We start from the raw sequence: 18,568 nt of genomic DNA, 5'->3' as shown, positions 1-18,568 counted from the left end.
AATAGTTCAGACTTAACATAATCCCCTGACGGAAGCATACGATGAAACCGGCGATTCTGGTGGTTGATGACGATACGGCAGTCTGTGAACTGCTTCAGGATGTGCTCAGCGAACACGTCTTTAGCGTGCTGGTCTGCCATAACGGCCAGGATGCACTGCGCCAGGTGCAGCAGGAGCCGAATATCGCGCTTGTCCTGCTGGACATGATGTTGCCGGATATCAACGGCCTCCAGGTTCTGCTGCAGCTGCAAAAGCAGCGTCCGGCGCTGCCGGTTGTGATGTTAACCGGGCTGGGCAGTGAGTCAGATGTGGTGGTGGGGCTGGAGATGGGGGCCGATGATTATATTGGCAAACCGTTTAACCCGCGTGTGGTGGTCGCCCGGGTGAAAGCGGTGCTGCGCCGTACGGGCGTGCTGGCGGCAGAACCCCCCGCGGCGCCCGTCGCGGGGATTACCTTTAATGGCTGGACCCTCGACACCACCCGCTGTGAGCTCAGCGATCCGCAGCGTAATACCGTGCCCTTAACCCAGGGCGAGTACGGCCTGCTGCTGGCCCTTACGCAAAATGCCCGTCGGGTGCTGAGCCGCGATCGACTGCTTGAGCTGACCCACAGCGAAAGTGCTGACGTGTTCGACCGCACGATAGACGTGTTGATCATGCGCCTGCGCCGGAAGATCGAGGTTAACCCGCACCAGCCCGCCCTGATCAAAACCATTCGTGGGTTGGGTTACGTGTTTGCCAGCGATGTGTCCCATAGCGAGAAAGCAGCCTAACGATGCTCTTTGATAAACAGCTGCAGCTCGGCCAGCGTTTTCGCACCGTCAATGGCGTTCGCGGCCAGCAGGCTGGCCCGCGCGCAGGCATGCGCCAGATAAATACTCTCCGTCAGCGGCAGCGATTCATGGCAGCCATATAAAAAGCCCGCGCAAAAGGCATCGCCCGCGCCGACGCTGCCGATGATTTCTTCCTGTTCCAGCATCCAGGAGGGGATCCAGCGTCCTTTTTCACCCGGCGTTTCTCCCCATGCGCCTTCCGGGCAGTGGATGACCACCCGCTGGCGAACGCCCGCTGCCAGCAGCTGCGCGGCGGCTTCGGCGATATGGGCAATATGCGGGGCGTCGTTTTCGTCACGCATTGTCAGGCCGCTAAACTCGCCGGCTTCCAGTTCGTTAATCACCAGATAATCCAGATGGCGCAGGGCAGGGAGCACCAGCGGCTGATAGCGCGGGTCGCCCTTGCGGGAGACCAGGTCAAGCGAGGTTTCATACCCCTGGTCGCGCATTTGCGCCAGCAGCCGCGCGCTGCGGGTGCCAAATTCGTCATCCGGCATATCCAGGCTGTCGAGAAGCAAAAGATAGCCGAGATGGAAAATTTTCATCGTTCCGTCAAGACGGTCGAAGGCAGGCAGATCCAGCAGGCGGTTGGCTCCCGGGGAGTGGAAAAAGGTGCGTTGTCCGCTGGGATCGGTCATCACCTGCGACATGGAGGTCGGGGCAAAGGTGGTGCGCTGCACGCGCTGGCGGTTGACGTGATACTGGTCGAGCATCGCCAGAATGTAGTCTCCGTCGCTGTCTTCGCCAATCAGGCCCACCGCCTGCAGCGGCAGGCCAACGTGCATTTTTGCCAGCGTCAGCAGGACGTTCAGCGGCGCACCGCCGGTGGAACGTTCGCTGTGGGTGATTTCCGCCAGCCAGCCGCGCTCCGGCCACTGCACGATCTGGTGGACGTGGTCCACCAGCATATTGCCTGCGGCGATGATGCCCTTACGTTCCATTATGCCTGCCCCGCGCTGCCGAAGATGCGCATCTGTTCGGCGACCGTATCGGTAATCGCCTCTTCTATACTCAGCAGCAGCTCGGCAAACTCATCGTACAGCGGCTGACGGTTGGCCATGCGCTGAGCCACGGCGGCGAGCGCGGCCTGCGACATGCCGGTGTAAAAATTGATTTTATGAATACCCAACTCGATGGCGCGACGAAAATCGGCATCGCTAATGCCGGAGCCGCCGTGCAGCACCAGCGGCAGCCCCGTCTGCTGGCGAATGGCGTCCAGGCGCGGGAAATCGAGTTTCGGCTCGCCCCTGTATTTGCCGTGCGCGTTGCCAATAGCGACCGCCAGTGCGTCAATGCCGGTTGAATCGACAAATTCCCGCGCCCGCAGTGGGTCGGTAAAACAGGCTTCATCCGCATGCCCGTAAAGCGCGCCGCCTTCATCGCCACCGACTGCGCCAAGCTCAGCCTCCACCGAGACGCCCACCGCATGGCACATTTTCACCACTTCCCGCGTCTGGCGGATGTTTTCCTCGTAGCTCAGCGTTGAGCCATCGAACATCACGGAGCTGAACCCTAAGCGCAGGGCGCGCACGACGGCGTCAAAATGCAGGCCGTGGTCGAGGTTGAGCACCACGGGAATATCATGGCGAGCGGCCTCGAACTTAACCGCTTCGACAAGCGAATCCAGCGAGACGTACTTAAAGTGCACTTCGGCGATGTTGATGATAAAAGGCGAGCGTTCCTGCTTTGCGGCGGCGAACAGCGCGCGCAGAAAATGGGAGTCGAGCACGTTAAACGCGCCCAGCGCATAGTGGTGCTGTCTGGCGTGGGCAAGACCGTCGGCAAGCGAAATCAGTGGCATCATTTACCCCTTATATCCGAAACAGGTTGTACTCGTTGCACAGCACCAGCACCGCCGGTTCGTCTTCTTCAATATTGTTATAGCGGGCAACGGGCTGTAAAAAGTGGTTGTCGTGTTCATCGTCATTGACCGATGACACTTCCCCGACCAGCACGTCGCCAAAGCCGCGCTCGCCCCAGAAACTGTGGTAAAGACCGGGTGTCAGGCAGATGCTCTCCCCTGGGGTGAGGCGCAACTGGCTGCCGGGCGCGTGGGTCTGGCGGCAACCGTCGACGGTGACCGTCACGTCGGTGTTTTCCGTCTCTTCATGCGCGCCGGCGTTCCACAATTCCACGATCAGATTGCCGCCGCCCCGGTTGATGATGTCTTCGCGTTTACGCCAGTGAAAGTGCATCGGCGTGACCTGGCCGTCGCGCACGTGCATGATTTTTTCCGCATAGCTTTTTTCATAGGGCATGCCGTTCGGTGAGCCGTTGCGCAGGGTAAACAGCGTGAGCCCCTGTGCGGCAAAGTTGTTGCCACCGAACGCCGTCACGTCCCAGCCGAGCTTAAGGTCGAACACTTCCCGCCAGGCGGCCCGATCGAGTTGTTGCCATTTCGTGGGCGGAAAGCTGGCAAACGGCGGGAGGTGGACGTCGTGCATGGAGAAGAACTGCCGCGTGTGGCCGAGGATTTCATTGATGTCGGAGCGTTTCATGGGGACTCCTTGAGTGATGTGCAAAACTTTTCCCCTCACCCTAACCCTCTCCCCAGAGGGGAGAGAGAACGTAATACCCTCCCCCCTTTGGGGAGAGGGCAGGGTGAGGGGGTTATTTAACCGTCCATCCCTTATACGAGCCGACGTTCTTTTTATCGATCATCGTCACCGGGATCAGCACAGGCGCTTTCGGCGCAGGTTTGCCCTGTAGTATGTCATAGCCGATCTCCACCGCTTTTGCCGCCATCACCTGCGGATCTTGCGCCGGGGTCGCGACAAACAGGGAGTTTTCCCGCTTCAGGGCTTCTTCACCGTCCGGTGATCCATCCACGCCGACGATAAAGAACTCATTACGCTGCGCCTGTTTTGCCGCCAGATCGGCACCGATCGCGGTGGGATCGTTAATAGCGAAGACGCCGTCGATCTTCGGATTCGCCGCCAGCAGGGAGGTCATGACTTCCAGGCCGCCTTCGCGACTGCCTTTGGCGTTCTGGTTATCCGAGAGCACCTTGATATCCGGATGCTTTTTGAACTCTGTCTGGCAACCTTCCACGCGGTTTTGCACCGCAGAGACCGGTGGCCCGTTGATGATCACTACGTTGCCTTTGCCGTTCAGGCGGTCAGTAATGTACTTACAGGCCATTTCGCCCGCCTGGGTGTTATCGGAGGTGATCGTCGCATCGGCCCCTTCCGCTGCGACGTCAACCGCAACGACCACGATCCCGGCGTCTTTCGCGCGTTTCACCGCCGGGCCGATCCCTTTGGAATCCGCGGCGTTAAGGATGATCATGTCCACTTTGGCGGCAATAAAGTTGTCGATCTGCGCCACCTGCTGGCCCAGATCGTACCCGCTGGAGACCAGCGTGACTTTGACGTTATCGCCCGCCAGCTTGCGCGCTTCCAGCTCGGCACCTTTGGTGATCTGCACGAAGAACGGGTTAGCCAGGTCGCCCACCGTCACGCCGATGGATTTCAGATCTTTCGCCTGCGCAAACGGCGTTGCGGCAAGCAGCGCGCCAGCACAGAGCGCGGTCACTAACGGTTTCAAACGCATCTTGTCTTCCTCACACGTAGGGTATTGTTGTTATGCACTTTGATGGTGTCGGGTACGGTATTTGTCGATCAGCACCGCAATGATGATCACCGCCCCTTTGATCACCAGTTGCCAGAAGTAGGAGACGCCCATCAGCGTCATGCCGTTGTTGAGCGTGGCGATGATCAATGCACCAACCAGCGTGCCGGTGATCGTGCCGATCCCGCCGACGAAGCTGGTCCCGCCGAGGATCACGGCGGCAATGGCATCCAGCTCGTAGCCCATGCCCAGGTTGCCGTTGGCGCTATAGAGGCGCGACGCACTCATCACGCCGCCTAATCCGGAGAGCAGGCCGCTCATGCCATACACGAACAGCAGCACCAGCCAGACCTTAATGCCCGTTAAGCGCGCCGCCTGCATGTTGCCGCCCACGGCATAGATGTGCACGCCGAGCGTGGTGCGGCGCAGGATAAACCAGCACACCACAATCACCGCCAGGGCGATCACCACCAGCCACGGCACGGGGCCGAGGTAGTTATTACCTATCCACTCAAAGTTGATGTTTGAGTTAATGACGGTCGTGCCGTCGGCCAGCAGATACGCCGCCCCGCGCAGTGCCGTATAGGTGCCAAGCGTGACGATAAACGGCGGTAGCCCGGCAAAGGCCACCAGCGCGCCGTTGAACAGGCCCAGCACCATGCCAAGCATCAGCGCGGCGGGAATAGACAGCCCGGCGAATTCCGGGATCAGCGACACCACCATCGCGGCCACCGCCGTGGTGCCCAGAATCGAGCCCACGGAGAGGTCAATCCCGCCGGTTAAAATAATGAAGGTCATGCCTGCCGCCAGCACGATATTGATCGACGCCTGACGGGTAATGTTGAGCAGGTTGCTTTCCGTGAAGAAGTTAGGCGCGATAACGCCAAACACTGCGACGATCAGGATGAGAATCGGTAAGATGCCGACCGTTTGCATCAGATCGCTCATCAGCAATTTTTTGGCGGAGGCCGATTTCGCCACCTGCTGCGGATGGGTAGGAGTTGTCATAGTGATACCGCCTGATGATGAGTGTCGTTCACGCCGGTTGCCAGCGTCATGATGTTTTCCTGAGAGATGTCGTGCCCGTGGAGCTCGCCCGCAATGCTGCCTTCGCGCATCACGTACACCCGGTCGCTCATCCCCACCACTTCCGGCAGCTCGCTGGAGATCATCAAAATGGCCACGCCCTGGCGCGCCATCTGGTTCATGATGCGGTAGATCTCACTTTTTGCACCGACGTCCACGCCGCGAGTCGGTTCGTCCAGAATCAAAATACGCGGGCCGATGGCCACCCAGCGGGAGATGAGCAGCTTCTGCTGATTACCGCCCGACAGCCCACCGGCGCGCACCTGAGAATGGGGCACGCGGATGTTCAGCAGGGAAATGGCATCATCGGAGATGGACTGCGCTTTTTTGCGGTTAAGCATGCCGAAGGTGGCATCGCGCTCCAGCGTCGCCATGGTGATGTTCTCCTGCGCCGCCAGCTCCAGAAACAGCCCCTGCTCCTTGCGGTTCTCGGTAAGAAAACCGATGCCGTTTTCGATGGCTGCGCGTGGGGAGTGGATCACCACCGGCTCGCCGTCGACCTCAATCATGCCCCCCGTGGCTTTACGCACGCCGAAGATCAGCTGCGCCAGCTCGGAGCGTCCGGCACCGACAAGCCCCGCCAGGCCGACAATTTCCCCGGAACGCACCTGCAGGCTACAGGGCTGGACTTTTTTACCGTCAGTGAGGTGGTGCACGTTGAGACGCGGGCTGCCGAGCGGGATATCCCGCTCTTTGTTGAACAGATCGCTTAACGGGCGGCCTACCATCATCTTCACCAGCTCGGAGGCGTTCAGCTTGTCGCGCGTCAGGCTGCCGACGTACTGCCCGTCGCGCAGCACGCTGACGCGGTCAGAGAGCTCATACACTTCCGCCATGCGATGACTGATATAGATGATCGCCATTCCTTCATCGCGCAGACGCAAAATCAGTTCAAACAGGCGATGGGTTTCGCGTGAGGAGAGGGCCGCGGTGGGTTCATCCATCACCAGAATGCGGCTGTTGCGGTGCAGCGCGCGGGCGATTTCCACTTGCTGCTGCTCGGCGATGGTCAGCTTCATCACCCGATCGGTGGCGCTGAACTGGGCGCCCAGACGATCGATGACCGCCTGGGCCTGGGCGGCCATCTCTTTGCGCTGGACCATCCCGCCGCGCGACAGCTCGCTGCCAAGGAAGATATTCTCGGCGACGGTCAGATTCGGCGCGAGCTGCATCTCCTGATAAATCAGGGTAATACCGGCGGCCAGCGCATCTTTCGGCCCTTTAATGTGAAACGGCTGACCGTCGATCAGGATCTCACCGCCGGTGGCGGTATACGCCCCGGCGAGGATTTTCATCAGCGTGCTTTTTCCCGCGCCGTTTTCACCCATCAGCGCATGGATCTCACCGGGAAAGACCGTCAAATCCACACCCTTGAGCGCGTGAAAATTGCCAAACGTTTTGGCAATGCGGCGCATCTCCAGTACCGGGGTTCTGCTCATGGCGGATCTCCTGTGAATGTTGATATCTGCACTTCATCACAGGTGCGTAAATGCAAAATGTCAGAAGCTGTTCATATTTGTCATAGTTATGAATAGCTAATCGCCATCACATTTCTCTTTTCCCTCTCCCCGTGGGAGAGGGCCAGGGTGAGAGCACCAAACCGCAGAGGAGTCCAAACCCATGCCATCGCGCCCCCCGTTTTTTGCCAGCGCCCGCGGTCGTCTGCTGATTTTCAATCTGCTGGTGGTCGCCGTGACGCTGATGGTGAGTGGCGTGGCGGTGCTCGGTTTCCGGCATGCCAGCCAGATTCAGGAGCAGGTGCAGCAGCAAACGCTGGATGACATGACCGGCAGCATGAACCTCGCCCGTGATACCGCCAGCGTGGCGACGGCGGCGGTACGGCTTTCGCAGGTGGTGGGGGCGCTGGAATATAAAGGCGAAGCCGAGCGGCTGAAGCAGACGCAAATGGCGCTGCGCCGCTCGCTGGAGCAGCTGGCGGAGGCCCCTTTAGCGCAGCAAGAGCCGGGGCTGGTGGCGCGTATTATTCAACGAAGCAATGAATTACAGCAGAGCGTGACGGGCATGCTCGAGCGCGGACAGCGACGCCATCTGCAGCGCAACGCGCTCCTCAGTTCGCTTTATCAAAGTCAGAGCTATTTACGCCACCTGCAGGACATTAACCGGCGGTTTGGCAGCAACGTACCGGACGCGCAGCAGCTTGCGGAAATGGACAGGCTGATTATCGCCGCCATCGACACCCCCTCGCCGCGCGCCACGATACAGCAGTTGGACGCCGTCACCGCGACCCTGCCGCGACGCGCAACGCAGCCTGTCGTGAACGTTGTGCTGCCCGATTTCAACGACGAGCTGCGCAGGCTCGCCCCGCTGTCGACGCAGCTGGAAGAGAGCGATCTGGCGATCAACTGGTATATGTTTCACATCAAGGCGCTGGTGGCGATCCTCAACAGCGACATCAATCAGTACGTAGAACAGGTCGCGCAGGCCTCCCGGCTTCGCACGGCCCAGAGCCATCATGAACTGCAATCCATCAGCGTGTTTATTAGCATTTTCGCCGTGCTGGCGTTGATCCTCACCGGGTGCGCCTGCTGGTATATCTACCGCAATCTGGCCTCCAACCTGACGGCGATTTCCCGGGCGATGTCGCGACTGGCTCACGGCGAACAGGATGTCTCCGTCCCCGCCCTGCAGCGGCGCGATGAGCTGGGAGAGCTGGCGCGTGCGTTCAACGTTTTTGCCCGCAACACCGCCTCGCTTGAGCACACCACGCGTCTGCTGAAAGAGAAAACTACCCAGATGGAGATCGACCGCATTGAGCGTCAGGGGCTGGAGGAGGCGCTGCTGCACAGCCAGAAAATGAAAGCCGTCGGACAGCTGACGGGCGGGCTGGCGCATGATTTTAACAACCTGCTGGCGGTGATCATCGGCAGCCTTGAACTCACCGATCCTGATGCAAAAGACGCGCCCAGAATTACTCGGGCGCTGAAGGCGGCCGAGCGTGGCGCCCTGCTGACGCAGCGCCTGCTGGCGTTCTCCCGTAAGCAATCCCTGACGCCACATGCGGTTGAGATGCGCCCGCTGCTGGAGAACCTCAAAGAGCTGATGCGCCACTCTTTGCCGGCCACCCTGACGCTGGAGATTGAAGCGCAATCCCCGGCGTGGCCCGCGTGGATAGACGTCAGCCAGCTGGAAAACGCCATCATCAACCTGGTGATGAACGCCCGCGATGCGATGGAAGGGCAAAGTGGGGTCATTAAAATCCGCACCTGGAATCAACGCGTCACCCGCAGCGACGGACGCAGGCAGGATATGGTGGCGCTGGAGGTCATTGACCGCGGCTGCGGCATGTCGCAGGAGGTGAAATCCCGGGTGTTTGAACCGTTCTTCACCACCAAACAGACCGGGAGCGGAAGCGGGCTAGGCCTGTCGATGGTCTACGGTTTTGTGCGTCAGTCCGGCGGTCGCGTGGAGATCGAGAGCGCACCGGGGCAGGGGACGACCGTGCGGCTTCACCTTCCGCGCTCGACGCTGCCCGTTGTACCTGAAGATGAAACCCTCTCAGCCACCGCCTCCGTCGATAACGAGCGGCTGGTGCTGGTGCTGGAAGATGAGGCCGATGTGCGCCAGACCCTGTGCGAACAGCTGCATCAGCTGGGCTATCTGACGCTGGAAGCAGACAACGGCGAGCAGGCGCTGAGCATGCTGGCGGCGTCAGAAGATATTGGCATGTTTATCAGCGATCTGATGTTGCCCGGAAGCCTGAGCGGGGCCGAGGTGATTAACCATGTGCGCAGCCACTATCCGCAGCTTCCGGTGCTGCTGATCAGCGGGCAGGATTTACGGCCTACGCATAATCCTCAGCTGCCGGATGTTCAGCTACTGCGTAAGCCGTTTACACAGGCGCAGCTGGCGCAGGCGCTGCGGAAAATATGTTTTTAAACGCCCTGTTTAGGATTTCATCAAGAGCATCGTTAAAGCCGGTGATGTTAATCTGCGCAAAATTGAGCAGATTGGGATATAAAAGGAATTATGCCGGTACTCACAAGGGGGGACTCACAAATGATCGTGATGCCTACAACATACAGCCCGAGCACAGTTGCCAGATCGTTTAAACTCGTTGATGAGTTCGAGCTTTCCGGGCGAGTGCTACACGTCATTTTTGATAGCCAGACGCCTCGTGCAGCTATTATTGAAGCGGATATCGAAACCTTCGATGGTGTGCCCCGGCATCGGGTTGTTGCTGCCCTGGATTTACAACGTAAAACGCATTTGGGTGAAGATATCATTGCGGTCGAGCGCTGTTGGGAAGATGCCAACGTTATTCAGGTAGAAGGTATCTGCGTTGATCCCGCCGAGCGTGACAAGGGACTGGCAACTCGCCTGTATGAAGCCCTGGTATTACAATGTGGCGTGACGCTTGTCAGCGACTTTGAACAATATGAGGGTGGGAAGATGCTCTGGCAGAAAATTGCCCGCGAGTCTGACCAAATCGCTGTATTTGTTCTCGATACCGAGCAGGGCGCATTTTGGCCGTATGATGGTAGCAAGGTTATCTATGACGGAGGGTGTATCCCCGAAGATCGTATCTGGAGCCATTCGCCGGATCAAAAATGTTATGGCATTGTACTTGTAGCAGAAAATAAACAGCGTGCGAATCAACTGATGGAAGCTCCCGCTCACAACAGAATTTGAGATTCCTCCGCTACCCCCACACCCTGCTGTTCATTACCTTAAGGCCAGTTCACCTGCGAGTCTGGCCTTATGAAACGTTACTCTACCGCTCTGTTATTTGGTCTGCTGTCACTCACCAGCCAACTGGCGCACGCCGATATCGTTGATGATGCTATTGGCAACATTCAACAGGCAATCAACGACGCCTATAACCCCAGCAGCAGCCGCAGCAACGATGATGACGATCGTTATGACGATAACCGTCGCATGGATAGCCGTCAGTATGACGACCGCCGTCGGCAGCTTGAAGACAGACGCCGTCGTTTAGACGAGCGTCAGCGCCAGCTGGATGACGACAGACGCCGTCTGGAAGAGGATGAGCGCAGGTTAGAAGACGATTACGATCGCGGCTAAGTGCGGCCTGTTGCCCTCACCCCAACCCTCTCCCACGGGAGAGGGAGAAAATCTAATCCAGCACCAACACCATCCCGTCATACCCCGCTTCAATGCCCTGCGGCAGCGGGTTATTCATCATCCACACGTCAAACTGATGGCTGATGTGCGTCAGGATCACCTGCGGGCAGCCAATCACTTCGTTTAACGCAATCACCGTATTTAAGTCGCAATGGTTTCGCGGCGTCTCGTCGCGCGGTTCGTGGCTGCAGTCGATAATCATGATCTGCGGCTGATTGTTAAGCAGGAACTTCACCGTTTTTTCCGGCAGCCCGGCGGTGTCGGACAGCCAGGCCACGCGGCTGTGGGCCGATTCCAGCAGATAGCCAAAGGTTAGTTTCGAATGGTTGAGCGGCAGCGGCGTGACCCGCAGGCCCTGAAGTTCAAACATCACAAACGGCTCAACCGTGTGGCTGAAGTCCAGAATCCCCGGGTGTTTTAACAGATCGTCACACCCGGCTTCATCTGGCGGACCGTAAACCGGGATCGTCGCGCCAACGCCCCAGCGCAGCGGAAATAACCCCTGAACATGATCCATATGGTAATGGGTCAGCAAAAACTGCTGAAAGCTGCCTGCCGGCCAGTCGTCCATGAGGTGCGGAATACCGGCATCCAGCAGGGTGACGGCATCGTTGAATTTGACCACCGCGCTGCACGGGCGACGGCGATAGTTGTCCTGCAGGCGTGCCCGGCGGCATGCCGCGCAGTCGCAGCCAAAGACCGGCACGAGTTGCGCGCTTCCGGTTCCTGTTAACGTGATAGTCAGACTCATAACGCACCTCTATAGCACTTTGGTGAATCGAAAATGGCTCTGCGTATACCCTTCACGAACATAAAAACGGTGCGCGTCGGTGCGCTTCACGCTGGTGGAGAGTTCGGTCAACTCTGCGCCAGCCTGCCGTGCCACCTCTTCAGCCCAGGCGAGCAGCTGACTGCCCACCTTCAGCCCGCGCGCCTGCGGCATGACGACCAGCTCCTGGATCTCGCCGATCCAGCGGGCGTGATGGAGGTGAAACTGCATGTGCAGACCGATCATGCCGATGACCTGACCGTCCATCTCGGCAAGCTGGTAGCGCATGTTGTGATCCTGCAGATTGGCAAGATAGCCCGCGTGAAACGCCTGGTGATCAAACTCGGCCTGTTTCAGTTCGCAGATTAACGCGTAGACGATTTGCGCATCGTCGGCGGTGGCGGGGCGAAGCGTACAGTCAGGCATGCTGTCTCTCCTTCTGACGGATAAGCGATAAAAAGGTATCGACTGACTGTAGCAAACTTCCGTCGTTGTTGAGGATATGACAGTCCGATGGGGTATAGCGCGCCGCACGCGCCAGACGCTGCGCGATCTCTTTTTCGCTTTCGCGTCCACGGCTTTGCAGCCGGCTGCGCAGCACCTCCGGTGAAACCTGCAGACAGACCGGCAGCAGGGCCGAGGCGTAGCGTGCGCGGGCCTGAGCCAGGTGGGCACGGGAGCCGTTGACCAGCACGTCGAACCCCGCATGCAGCCACAGGTCGATCTCAATGCCAATCCCGTAGTAGTAGCCGTTGGCGTGCCAGCTCAGCGCCAGCAGATTTTGCCCGGCGCGGGTGAAAAACTCCTGTTCGCTCAGCGCGATATGATTTTCACTTCCGGCGTTGGCCGCGCGGGTAATGTAGCGGTGCGCCACCAGCAGCTGCGGGTGCTCCCGTTGCCGCAGGGCGGACAGCAGGCTGTCCTTACCGGAGCCGGACGGCCCCATTAACCAGATGAGTCTTCCCATCAGAACACCCTCTTTCCCTGACGCCAGACGTGGTCGATATGGATGTGCTCGCCCTTGCGGTGGGCCAGCACCAGATCCGCGCGTTTACCCTCGGCGATCTCGCCGCGATCCTGAAGACCGAGCGCGCTGGCCGGGTTTTTCGTCACCAGGCGAATTGCCTGCGGTAGCGTAAAGCCGTTGCCCTCGTCGTCTGCCACCCGGAATGCCGCATCCAGCAGGCTGGCGGGATAATAGTCGGACGAGAGGATATCCAGCAGGCCAAGTGCGGCGAGCTTGCTTGCCGCGACGTTGCCGGAATGCGAGCCGCCGCGCACGATATTTGGCGCGCCCATCAGGACGTTCATGCCGTGCTTGCGGGAGGCTTCAGCCGCTTCAAACGTGGTGGGAAATTCGGCGATCACGCTACCCAGTTGGTGGGATTCAAGAACGTGATCGTGCGTGGCGTCGTCATGGCTGGCCAGCGCGATGTTGCGCTCCCGGCACATTGCCGCAATGGAGAGACGGTTCGGCTGTGACCAGCGCGCCGCAAGCGCCAGTTGCTCTTCTTCGTAGCGGGCCATCTCCACGTCGTTGAGCGAATATTTGCCCTGATAGTATTCGCGATACTTCTCAATATTGGCGAACTGGCGCTGACCCGGCGAGTGGTCCATCAGGGAAACCAGCGACACCGGTTCGCGGCCGACCAGCTTTTCAAACAGCGGCAGGGTCGTGTGGTGCGGCAGTTCGCAGCGCAGATGCAGGCGATGCTCGGCGCGGTTGAGGCCGCGTTTTTGCGTCTCTTCCACGGCATTGATCATCTTCTCCAGGTTTTCCAGGCGATCGCCGCCGTCGCGGACGTCGCCAATCGCCACCGCGTCCAGCACGGTGGTGATACCGCTGGCGACCATCAGCGCGTCGTGGCTGCTCATGGCCGAATGCGCGGGCCAGTCCACCTTCGGACGTGGGGTGAAAAATTTGTCCAGATTATCGGTATGCAGCTCAATCAGCCCCGGCAGCAGCCAGCCGCCTTCACCGTCCATCGCCTCGGGTGAGCGGCTCTGGGTTTCGGCAAACGCGCGGATGACGCCATCCTGCACCTCAATCGATCCACCAACGACTTCATTTTCCAGCACCAGCCTGACGTTATTGATAATCATGCGTTTGTCCCCATCGGGTGCAGTCTGTCGGCAACGCGGGTGCGAACGCTTTCGTCGTGGAAGATCCCGACGATCGCCGCCCCGCGGGATTTAGCCTGCTCGATCAGCTCGATGACGGCCGCGCAGTTTTTAGCGTCGAGCGAGGCGGTGGGTTCATCCAGAAGCAATATCGGGTAGTCGACGATAAAGCCGCGGGCAATGTTGACGCGCTGCTGCTCACCGCCGGAAAAGGTCGACGGGGCGAGGTGCCACAGGCGCTCGGGCACATTGAGGCGCGTCAGCAGGCTGGTCGCTTTGGCAGCACAGGTTTCACGCGGTACGCCGAGATCCAGCAGCGGCTGCATGACCACGTCCAGGGCGGAGATCCGCGGGATCACCCGAAGGAACTGGCTCACCCAGCCGATCGTCGAGCGGCGCACCTCCAGTACCTGCCGCGCGGGGGCCTGCACCAGGTCGATCCATTCATCATTGTGGCGAACATGGATATGGCCTTCGTCGGGCAGATAGTTGGCATACAGGGAGCGCAGCAGGGTGGATTTTCCGCTGCCGGAATGGCCGTGCAGCACCACGCATTCGCCGCTGCTGACCTCTAACGAGGCGTTTTGCAGCACCGGCAGGCGCACGCCGTTTTGCTGGTGGAGCACAAAGGTCTTACTTACGTTTTGTACGCGGATCATGTTGGCCTCTTAGTTCTGCAATACGGACGACACCAGCAGCTGGGTGTACGGATGGTGGGGATCGTCGAGTACGCGGTCGGTTAACCCACTTTCCACCACCTGGCCCTGCTTCATCACCAGCAGACGGTCCGCCAGCAGGCGCGCCACGCCTAAATCATGGGTAACAATGACCACCGCCAGGTTCAGCTCTACCACCAGACCACGCAGCAGATCGAGCAGGCGCGCCTGCACGGAGACGTCCAGCCCGCCGGTGGGCTCGTCCATAAACACCAGCTTTGGGTGGGTGACCAGGTTGCGGGCGATCTGCAGACGCTGCTGCATGCCGCCGGAGAAGGTGCCGGGCAGGTCATCAATGCGCGAGGCGGGGATTTCAACGTCCTCCAGCCAGCGCTGCGCCGTGGTCCGAATGTTGCCGTAGTGGCGGGCGCCGGTGGCCATCAGCCGTTCGCCGATGTTGCCCCCTGCCGAGACCTGACGGCGCAGGCCGTCCATCGGATGCTGATGCACCACCCCCCACTCGGTGCGCAGCAGGCGGCGGCGTTCGGCTTCGCTCATGCCGTACAGCGACGTGCCTTCATACAAAATGTCGCCGTGTTGCGGCGCCAGGCGCGCGGAGATGGATTTCAGCAGCGTCGTTTTGCCGGAGCCTGATTCGCCGACAATCCCCAGCACTTCGCCCGGCCAGAGGTCGAACGACACGTCGCTGAAGCCTTTACCCGGCGCATACAGGTGGGTCAGGTTGTTAACCGAAAGCAGCGGTTTCATTGGCTTTTCGCCTCGCTCTGTTGGCGGCAGTAATCGGTGTCGGAGCAGACAAACATCCGTTTGCCTGTGTCATCGAGCACCACTTCATCCAGATAGCTGTGTTTCGAGCCGCAGATGGCACACGGCTCGTCCCACTCCTGCACCGTGAACGGGTGGTCGTCGAAATCGAGGCTCTCCACCCGGGTGTAGGGCGGGACGGCGTAGATGCGTTTTTCACGCCCGGCGCCGAACAGCTGCAGGGCAGGCATCATGTCCATCTTCGGGTTGTCGAACTTCGGGATCGGCGACGGGTCCATGACGTAGCGCCCGTTGACCTTCACCGGATAGGCGTAGGTGGTAGCGATATGGCCGAAGCGGGCGATATCTTCGTACAGCTTCACCTGCATCACGCCGTACTCTTCCAGGGCGTGCATGGTGCGGGTTTCCGTTTCGCGCGGCTCGATAAAGCGCAGCGGCTCCGGGATGGGCACCTGGAAAATCAAAATCTGATCTTCCGTGAGCGGGGTTTCCGGAATGCGGTGACGGGTCTGGATCAGCGTCGCGTCTTCGGTTTTTTCGGTGGTGGCGACGCCCGTTACCCGCTGAAAGAAGTTGCGGATCGACACCGCGTTGGTGGTGTCGTCCGCGCCCTGGTCGATCACTTTCAGCACGTCTGCTTCGCCGATCACGCTGGCGGTAAGCTGGATGCCGCCGGTACCCCAGCCGTAAGGCATCGGCATTTCACGGCCGCCGAACGGCACCTGATAGCCCGGAATGGCGACCGCTTTGAGGATGGCGCGGCGGATCATGCGTTTGGTTTGCTCATCCAGATAGGCAAAGTTGTAGCCGCTTAAGTTAGCCATGTTTGCGCTCCCGTTGCAGGCGTTTCAGCAGTTCCAGTTCTGCCTGGAAATCGACGTAGTGCGGCAGTTTGAGGTGCGAGACGAAGCCAGCGGCCTCAACGTTATCGGCATGGGCCAGCACAAACTCTTCGTCCTGCGCCGGGCCTGCAATCTGCTCGCCGTAGTCCGGCGCCTGCAGGGCGCGGTCAACCAGCGCCATTGCCATGGCTTTGCGCTCGCCGAGGCCAAACACCAGCCCGTAGCCGCGGGTAAAGTGCGGGTCTTCATTTTCAGGCGCGACAAAACCGTTCACCATTTCACACTCGGTCATCAGCAGTTCGCCGACGTTCACCGCAAAACCCAGCTCTTCCGGCACGATTTCAACGTCGATATAACCGCTGCGAATCTCAGCCGCAAACGGGTGGTTGCGCCCGTAACCGCGCTGGGTGGAGTAGGCCAGCGCCAGCAGATAGCCTTCGTCGCCGCGCATCAGCTGCTGCAGGCGGGACGATCTGGAGCACGGGTAAACCGGCGGCGTGCGGGTGATGTCATCTGGCTGAGCGCCTGTGTCTTCCTCCGCCTTCGCCAGGCCTTGTTTCGCCAGCAGGCTGAAGACGTGCGGAGACGGTTCTTGTTCGGCGTCAGAGGTGCTGAGCGGTGGCACGTCGCCGTTCGCCAGCAGGGTAAAATCCAGCAGGCGATGGGTGTAGTCATAGGTAGGACCCAGCCGCTGGCCGCCGGGGATGTCTTTGTACACCGCTGAAATGCGGCGCTCCAGGCGCATCTCCGCCGTGTTGATGGGTTCACTTACCGCCAGCTTCGCGAGCGTAGTGCGGTAAGCGCGTAGCAGGAAGATGGCCTCGACGTTATCGCCGCTGGCCTGCTTTAGCGCCAGCGCCGCCAGTTCGCGGTCGGCGATGCCGCCTTCGGTCATCACCCGGTCAACGGCGAGGTTAAGCTGCTGCTCAATCTGGGCGACGCTTAGCTCGGGAAGCTGTTCATCGCCCCGTCGTCTGTGCGCCTGTAGCGCATGGGCGGCGGCGATAGCCTTTTCGCCCCCTTTGACTGCCACGTACATCAGCACACCTCCACATGGGTGGTCCGCGGGATCGCCAGCAGGCGCTCGCCGCAGGTCAGTATCAGATCAATACCCAGCGGGAACGGGTGCGGGCGCTCGGTCAGCTCATGAATAATGCACTCCGGCAGCTGCGGCGCGACCATGCGTTCTTCCGCGATGCCTGCGCCGGTCAGGCGCAGCATGCGCCCGCCGCTCAGGCTGGAGACCTGCAAGATCAGGGTGGCGCTGGTCTCCGGGGCCACCGCGCTGCCTTCACTCAGGTCATTGAGCTGTTCGTGGCTGATTTGCTCGTCGGCCACGGCAAAGACCGCCTGGCGCGGCTGTTCAACCAGCGGGGCGCTGGTGTGAAAACGCAGGTTCTGGCTGGCGATGTCGTTGGACAGGACGCCTGAGAGCCACACCGGGGTGTCGTTGTCGGCAAGCGTCAGCAGCACGCTGGTGGTCGCCAGGTTTAACGGCAGCCAGCCCTGAGAGAGCTGATGCAGCGAGACGATCACACCCGGCTCGCTCATGGCTTTCAGCAGGCGACGAAAACTGTGTTGGGCATCCTGGACGGCCAGGGTAAAAGCAGGTTGAAGCGTCATGCGTTGTCTCCGCGAACGAGCGTAAAGAAGTCGACCCGGCTGGTATTGACTTCGGCCTGACGCGCGGCAATGCGTGCGGCGCGATCAGCCTCCAGCGGGGCAATAAGGGTTTCCATCAGGGTCTGGAAATGCGGTTGTTCCTGTAAAAGCGCATCGATCACCGCGCAGCGCTCGGCGTGGGCTTTATCGCGCCCCAGCACGTAGCTGTACCCCAGCGTGCCGTTGTTCAGGCGGATTGCGGCGCGGGTGAGGGTGGCATCCCCGGCGAAGAAGCGCTCGCCGGTACCGCCCATCCGCGCCTGGATCTGAACGAGGCCGATCTCCGGGGCGCGGAGGATGTCGTATTCAGGCGCCAGGCTAAGGGCGTGCATGCGGGCAGCCAGCGCGGCGGGCTGACTGTGGGCAAGTACGCGCATCCAGCGCTGTCGGGTGGCAGTGTCGAAGTGCATTCAGTGCTCCATGGTGAATTCGATCATGTCGGCGCGGGTCAGGCTGACGGAGTATTCCGTTGCGTTGATCTCACCGTCGCGATGGTTGAGGGTGCGCACGCAGAGCAGCGGGGCCATATTGGGGATCTCCAGCACCTTGCTCTCTTTCGCCTGCGCCCGACGGGCGCTGATGCGCGTCTGAGTGCGTTTCAGCGTGATGCCTGTCGCTTCCTGCAGAAAGTCATGCAGCGAGCCACTGGTGAAATGTTGCAGCACTGGCCAGAGGGCGAGGTCCGCGAAGTAGTGATCTATCTGGCAGACCGCGACGCCGTTAACCCGGCGCAAGGTGCGCAGGTGGATAACGTTATCGCCCTCCTGAATCCCCAGCGCGTCCGCCACGTGGCTGGAGGCCGGACGCAATACCGAGAGCAGTTTTTCACTGGTCGGGTGGCTGCCCTGGTCCAGCAGGTTCTGGCTAAAGCGCGCCTGGGCGTTTAGCGGGTAGTCGAACGGGCGCATCAGCACCAGCACGCCGATGCCCTGACGGCGCTGGACCCAGCCGCGCTCAACCAGTTGATCAATGGCGCGGCGCAGAGTGTGGCGGTTCACTTCATAGCGGTCGGCAAGCTGCTGTTCCGCAGGCAGGTAGTCTCCGCAGTGGTAGTGCGTGCGCAGCTCTACTTCGAGCTTTGCCGCAATCTCTTGCCAGCGGGTGGGGTAACTGGTCGGATGTCTGGATAAGTGCATAAAA

The 18,568-nt window shown here is 60.2% G+C and carries 21 protein-coding genes; 4 read left to right on the top strand and 17 right to left on the bottom strand.

The window, feature by feature from the left end:
* Positions 1 to 41 precede the first annotated feature (41 nt).
* Complete coding sequence (locus C5687_RS04490; RefSeq protein ID WP_047957556.1) at positions 42 to 773, top strand: response regulator; 732 nt, start codon at positions 42 to 44, stop codon at positions 771 to 773.
* On the opposite strand, the gene C5687_RS04485 is transcribed toward C5687_RS04490, so the two are convergent.
* The 6 genes from C5687_RS04485 to C5687_RS04460 form a co-directional block, all read right to left on the bottom strand.
* Entirely contained in the window at positions 770 to 1,777 is a 1,008-nt protein-coding gene (locus C5687_RS04485) for a carbohydrate kinase family protein (protein WP_095452253.1), read from the bottom strand. The genes C5687_RS04490 and C5687_RS04485 overlap by 4 nt on opposite strands.
* Complete coding sequence (locus tag C5687_RS04480; protein WP_104556495.1) at positions 1,774 to 2,634, bottom strand: ketose 1,6-bisphosphate aldolase; 861 nt, start codon at positions 2,632 to 2,634, stop codon at positions 1,774 to 1,776. The genes C5687_RS04485 and C5687_RS04480 overlap by 4 nt, the downstream gene beginning before the upstream one ends.
* Positions 2,635 to 2,644: 10 nt before the next feature.
* Complete coding sequence (locus tag C5687_RS04475; RefSeq protein WP_088244025.1) at positions 2,645 to 3,331, bottom strand: D-lyxose/D-mannose isomerase; 687 nt, start codon at positions 3,329 to 3,331, stop codon at positions 2,645 to 2,647.
* Positions 3,332 to 3,443: 112 nt separating this feature from the next.
* Positions 3,444 to 4,385, bottom strand: coding sequence for an ABC transporter substrate-binding protein (locus tag C5687_RS04470; protein WP_025757875.1), 942 nt, complete (start codon positions 4,383 to 4,385; stop codon positions 3,444 to 3,446).
* 30 nt (positions 4,386 to 4,415) lie between these two features.
* Positions 4,416 to 5,411 (bottom strand): ABC transporter permease subunit, encoded by a 996-nt coding sequence (locus tag C5687_RS04465; RefSeq protein ID WP_059386366.1) that lies wholly within the window; start codon positions 5,409 to 5,411, stop codon positions 4,416 to 4,418.
* Positions 5,408 to 6,928, bottom strand: coding sequence for a sugar ABC transporter ATP-binding protein (locus C5687_RS04460; protein WP_104556494.1), 1,521 nt, complete (start codon positions 6,926 to 6,928; stop codon positions 5,408 to 5,410). The genes C5687_RS04465 and C5687_RS04460 overlap by 4 nt, the downstream gene beginning before the upstream one ends.
* 181 nt (positions 6,929 to 7,109) lie before the next feature.
* Here C5687_RS04460 and C5687_RS04455 point away from each other — a divergent pair, with 181 nt between their 5' ends.
* The 3 genes from C5687_RS04455 (at position 7,110) to yjdP (ending at position 10,532) form a co-directional block, all read left to right on the top strand.
* Positions 7,110 to 9,386 (top strand): hybrid sensor histidine kinase/response regulator, encoded by a 2,277-nt coding sequence (locus tag C5687_RS04455; protein WP_104556493.1) that lies wholly within the window; start codon positions 7,110 to 7,112, stop codon positions 9,384 to 9,386.
* Positions 9,387 to 9,506: 120 nt separating this feature from the next.
* The gene (locus C5687_RS04450; protein ID WP_047959752.1) at positions 9,507 to 10,139 is read left to right on the top strand and encodes a GNAT family N-acetyltransferase; all 633 of its coding nucleotides are present in this window, start codon (positions 9,507 to 9,509) and stop codon (positions 10,137 to 10,139) included.
* 69 nt (positions 10,140 to 10,208) lie between these two features.
* Positions 10,209 to 10,532 carry a DDRRRQL repeat protein YjdP gene (yjdP, locus tag C5687_RS04445; RefSeq protein ID WP_021242926.1) on the top strand — a complete coding sequence of 108 codons (324 nt, stop codon included), beginning with the start codon at positions 10,209 to 10,211 and terminating at the stop codon, positions 10,530 to 10,532.
* A gap of 52 nt (positions 10,533 to 10,584) precedes the next feature.
* Here the strand turns inward: yjdP and phnP are convergent, their stop codons facing one another.
* The 11 genes from phnP to phnF are packed head-to-tail and all read right to left on the bottom strand — an operon-like array spanning position 10,585 to position 18,564.
* A complete protein-coding gene (phnP, locus tag C5687_RS04440; RefSeq protein ID WP_104556492.1) occupies positions 10,585 to 11,343 on the bottom strand; it encodes a phosphonate metabolism protein PhnP in 759 nt (252 codons plus the stop codon).
* 9 nt (positions 11,344 to 11,352) lie between these two features.
* Positions 11,353 to 11,787, bottom strand: a complete 435-nt coding sequence (gene phnO, locus C5687_RS04435) for an aminoalkylphosphonate N-acetyltransferase (RefSeq protein ID WP_047957564.1) — start codon at positions 11,785 to 11,787, stop codon at positions 11,353 to 11,355.
* Complete coding sequence (gene phnN / locus C5687_RS04430) at positions 11,780 to 12,331, bottom strand: ribose 1,5-bisphosphokinase (protein ID WP_095441883.1); 552 nt, start codon at positions 12,329 to 12,331, stop codon at positions 11,780 to 11,782. The genes phnO and phnN overlap by 8 nt, the downstream gene beginning before the upstream one ends.
* Entirely contained in the window at positions 12,328 to 13,464 is a 1,137-nt protein-coding gene (gene phnM, locus C5687_RS04425) for an alpha-D-ribose 1-methylphosphonate 5-triphosphate diphosphatase (protein WP_104556491.1), read from the bottom strand. The genes phnN and phnM overlap by 4 nt, the downstream gene beginning before the upstream one ends.
* Positions 13,461 to 14,141, bottom strand: coding sequence for a phosphonate C-P lyase system protein PhnL (gene phnL / locus C5687_RS04420; RefSeq protein WP_104556490.1), 681 nt, complete (start codon positions 14,139 to 14,141; stop codon positions 13,461 to 13,463). The genes phnM and phnL overlap by 4 nt, the downstream gene beginning before the upstream one ends.
* 9 nt (positions 14,142 to 14,150) lie before the next feature.
* A complete protein-coding gene (gene phnK, locus C5687_RS04415) occupies positions 14,151 to 14,906 on the bottom strand; it encodes a phosphonate C-P lyase system protein PhnK (RefSeq protein ID WP_059386374.1) in 756 nt (251 codons plus the stop codon).
* Positions 14,903 to 15,748 carry an alpha-D-ribose 1-methylphosphonate 5-phosphate C-P-lyase PhnJ gene (phnJ, locus tag C5687_RS04410; RefSeq protein WP_045285529.1) on the bottom strand — a complete coding sequence of 282 codons (846 nt, stop codon included), beginning with the start codon at positions 15,746 to 15,748 and terminating at the stop codon, positions 14,903 to 14,905. The genes phnK and phnJ overlap by 4 nt, the downstream gene beginning before the upstream one ends.
* A complete protein-coding gene (locus C5687_RS04405) occupies positions 15,741 to 16,805 on the bottom strand; it encodes a carbon-phosphorus lyase complex subunit (protein WP_095452249.1) in 1,065 nt (354 codons plus the stop codon). Before C5687_RS04405 ends, phnJ begins: the two co-directional genes overlap by 8 nt.
* Positions 16,805 to 17,389, bottom strand: coding sequence for a phosphonate C-P lyase system protein PhnH (gene phnH / locus C5687_RS04400; protein ID WP_025757892.1), 585 nt, complete (start codon positions 17,387 to 17,389; stop codon positions 16,805 to 16,807). The genes C5687_RS04405 and phnH overlap by 1 nt, the downstream gene beginning before the upstream one ends.
* Complete coding sequence (phnG, locus tag C5687_RS04395) at positions 17,386 to 17,838, bottom strand: phosphonate C-P lyase system protein PhnG (protein ID WP_095452248.1); 453 nt, start codon at positions 17,836 to 17,838, stop codon at positions 17,386 to 17,388. Before phnG ends, phnH begins: the two co-directional genes overlap by 4 nt.
* Positions 17,839 to 18,564 (bottom strand): phosphonate metabolism transcriptional regulator PhnF, encoded by a 726-nt coding sequence (phnF, locus tag C5687_RS04390; protein WP_104556489.1) that lies wholly within the window; start codon positions 18,562 to 18,564, stop codon positions 17,839 to 17,841.
* Between the last annotated feature and the right edge of the window lie 4 nt (positions 18,565 to 18,568).

Origin of the sequence: Enterobacter sichuanensis (assembly GCF_002939185.1) — a bacterium.
In the GTDB taxonomy this organism is placed as follows: Bacteria; Pseudomonadota; Gammaproteobacteria; order Enterobacterales; family Enterobacteriaceae; genus Enterobacter; species Enterobacter sichuanensis.
Note: the sequence above shows the minus strand (reverse complement) of the source record. Positions and strands in the feature narration are given on the sequence as shown.

Excerpts from the sequence above, each read along its gene's own strand:
- C5687_RS04490 (WP_047957556.1), top strand. The coding sequence starts at position 42 with ATGAAACCGGCGATTCTGGTGGTTGATGACGATACGGCAGTCTGTGAA.
- C5687_RS04480 (WP_104556495.1), bottom strand. The coding sequence starts at position 2,634 with ATGCCACTGATTTCGCTTGCCGACGGTCTTGCCCACGCCAGACAGCAC.
- C5687_RS04475 (WP_088244025.1), bottom strand. The coding sequence starts at position 3,331 with ATGAAACGCTCCGACATCAATGAAATCCTCGGCCACACGCGGCAGTTC.
- C5687_RS04470 (WP_025757875.1), bottom strand. The coding sequence starts at position 4,385 with ATGCGTTTGAAACCGTTAGTGACCGCGCTCTGTGCTGGCGCGCTGCTT.
- C5687_RS04465 (WP_059386366.1), bottom strand. The coding sequence starts at position 5,411 with ATGACAACTCCTACCCATCCGCAGCAGGTGGCGAAATCGGCCTCCGCC.
- C5687_RS04460 (WP_104556494.1), bottom strand. The coding sequence starts at position 6,928 with ATGAGCAGAACCCCGGTACTGGAGATGCGCCGCATTGCCAAAACGTTT.
- C5687_RS04455 (WP_104556493.1), top strand. The coding sequence starts at position 7,110 with ATGCCATCGCGCCCCCCGTTTTTTGCCAGCGCCCGCGGTCGTCTGCTG.
- C5687_RS04450 (WP_047959752.1), top strand. The coding sequence starts at position 9,507 with ATGATCGTGATGCCTACAACATACAGCCCGAGCACAGTTGCCAGATCG.
- yjdP (WP_021242926.1), top strand. The coding sequence starts at position 10,209 with ATGAAACGTTACTCTACCGCTCTGTTATTTGGTCTGCTGTCACTCACC.
- phnP (WP_104556492.1), bottom strand. The coding sequence starts at position 11,343 with ATGAGTCTGACTATCACGTTAACAGGAACCGGAAGCGCGCAACTCGTG.
- phnO (WP_047957564.1), bottom strand. The coding sequence starts at position 11,787 with ATGCCTGACTGTACGCTTCGCCCCGCCACCGCCGACGATGCGCAAATC.
- phnM (WP_104556491.1), bottom strand. The coding sequence starts at position 13,464 with ATGATTATCAATAACGTCAGGCTGGTGCTGGAAAATGAAGTCGTTGGT.
- phnL (WP_104556490.1), bottom strand. The coding sequence starts at position 14,141 with ATGATCCGCGTACAAAACGTAAGTAAGACCTTTGTGCTCCACCAGCAA.
- phnK (WP_059386374.1), bottom strand. The coding sequence starts at position 14,906 with ATGAAACCGCTGCTTTCGGTTAACAACCTGACCCACCTGTATGCGCCG.
- phnJ (WP_045285529.1), bottom strand. The coding sequence starts at position 15,748 with ATGGCTAACTTAAGCGGCTACAACTTTGCCTATCTGGATGAGCAAACC.
- C5687_RS04405 (WP_095452249.1), bottom strand. The coding sequence starts at position 16,805 with ATGTACGTGGCAGTCAAAGGGGGCGAAAAGGCTATCGCCGCCGCCCAT.
- phnH (WP_025757892.1), bottom strand. The coding sequence starts at position 17,389 with ATGACGCTTCAACCTGCTTTTACCCTGGCCGTCCAGGATGCCCAACAC.
- phnG (WP_095452248.1), bottom strand. The coding sequence starts at position 17,838 with ATGCACTTCGACACTGCCACCCGACAGCGCTGGATGCGCGTACTTGCC.
- phnF (WP_104556489.1), bottom strand. The coding sequence starts at position 18,564 with ATGCACTTATCCAGACATCCGACCAGTTACCCCACCCGCTGGCAAGAG.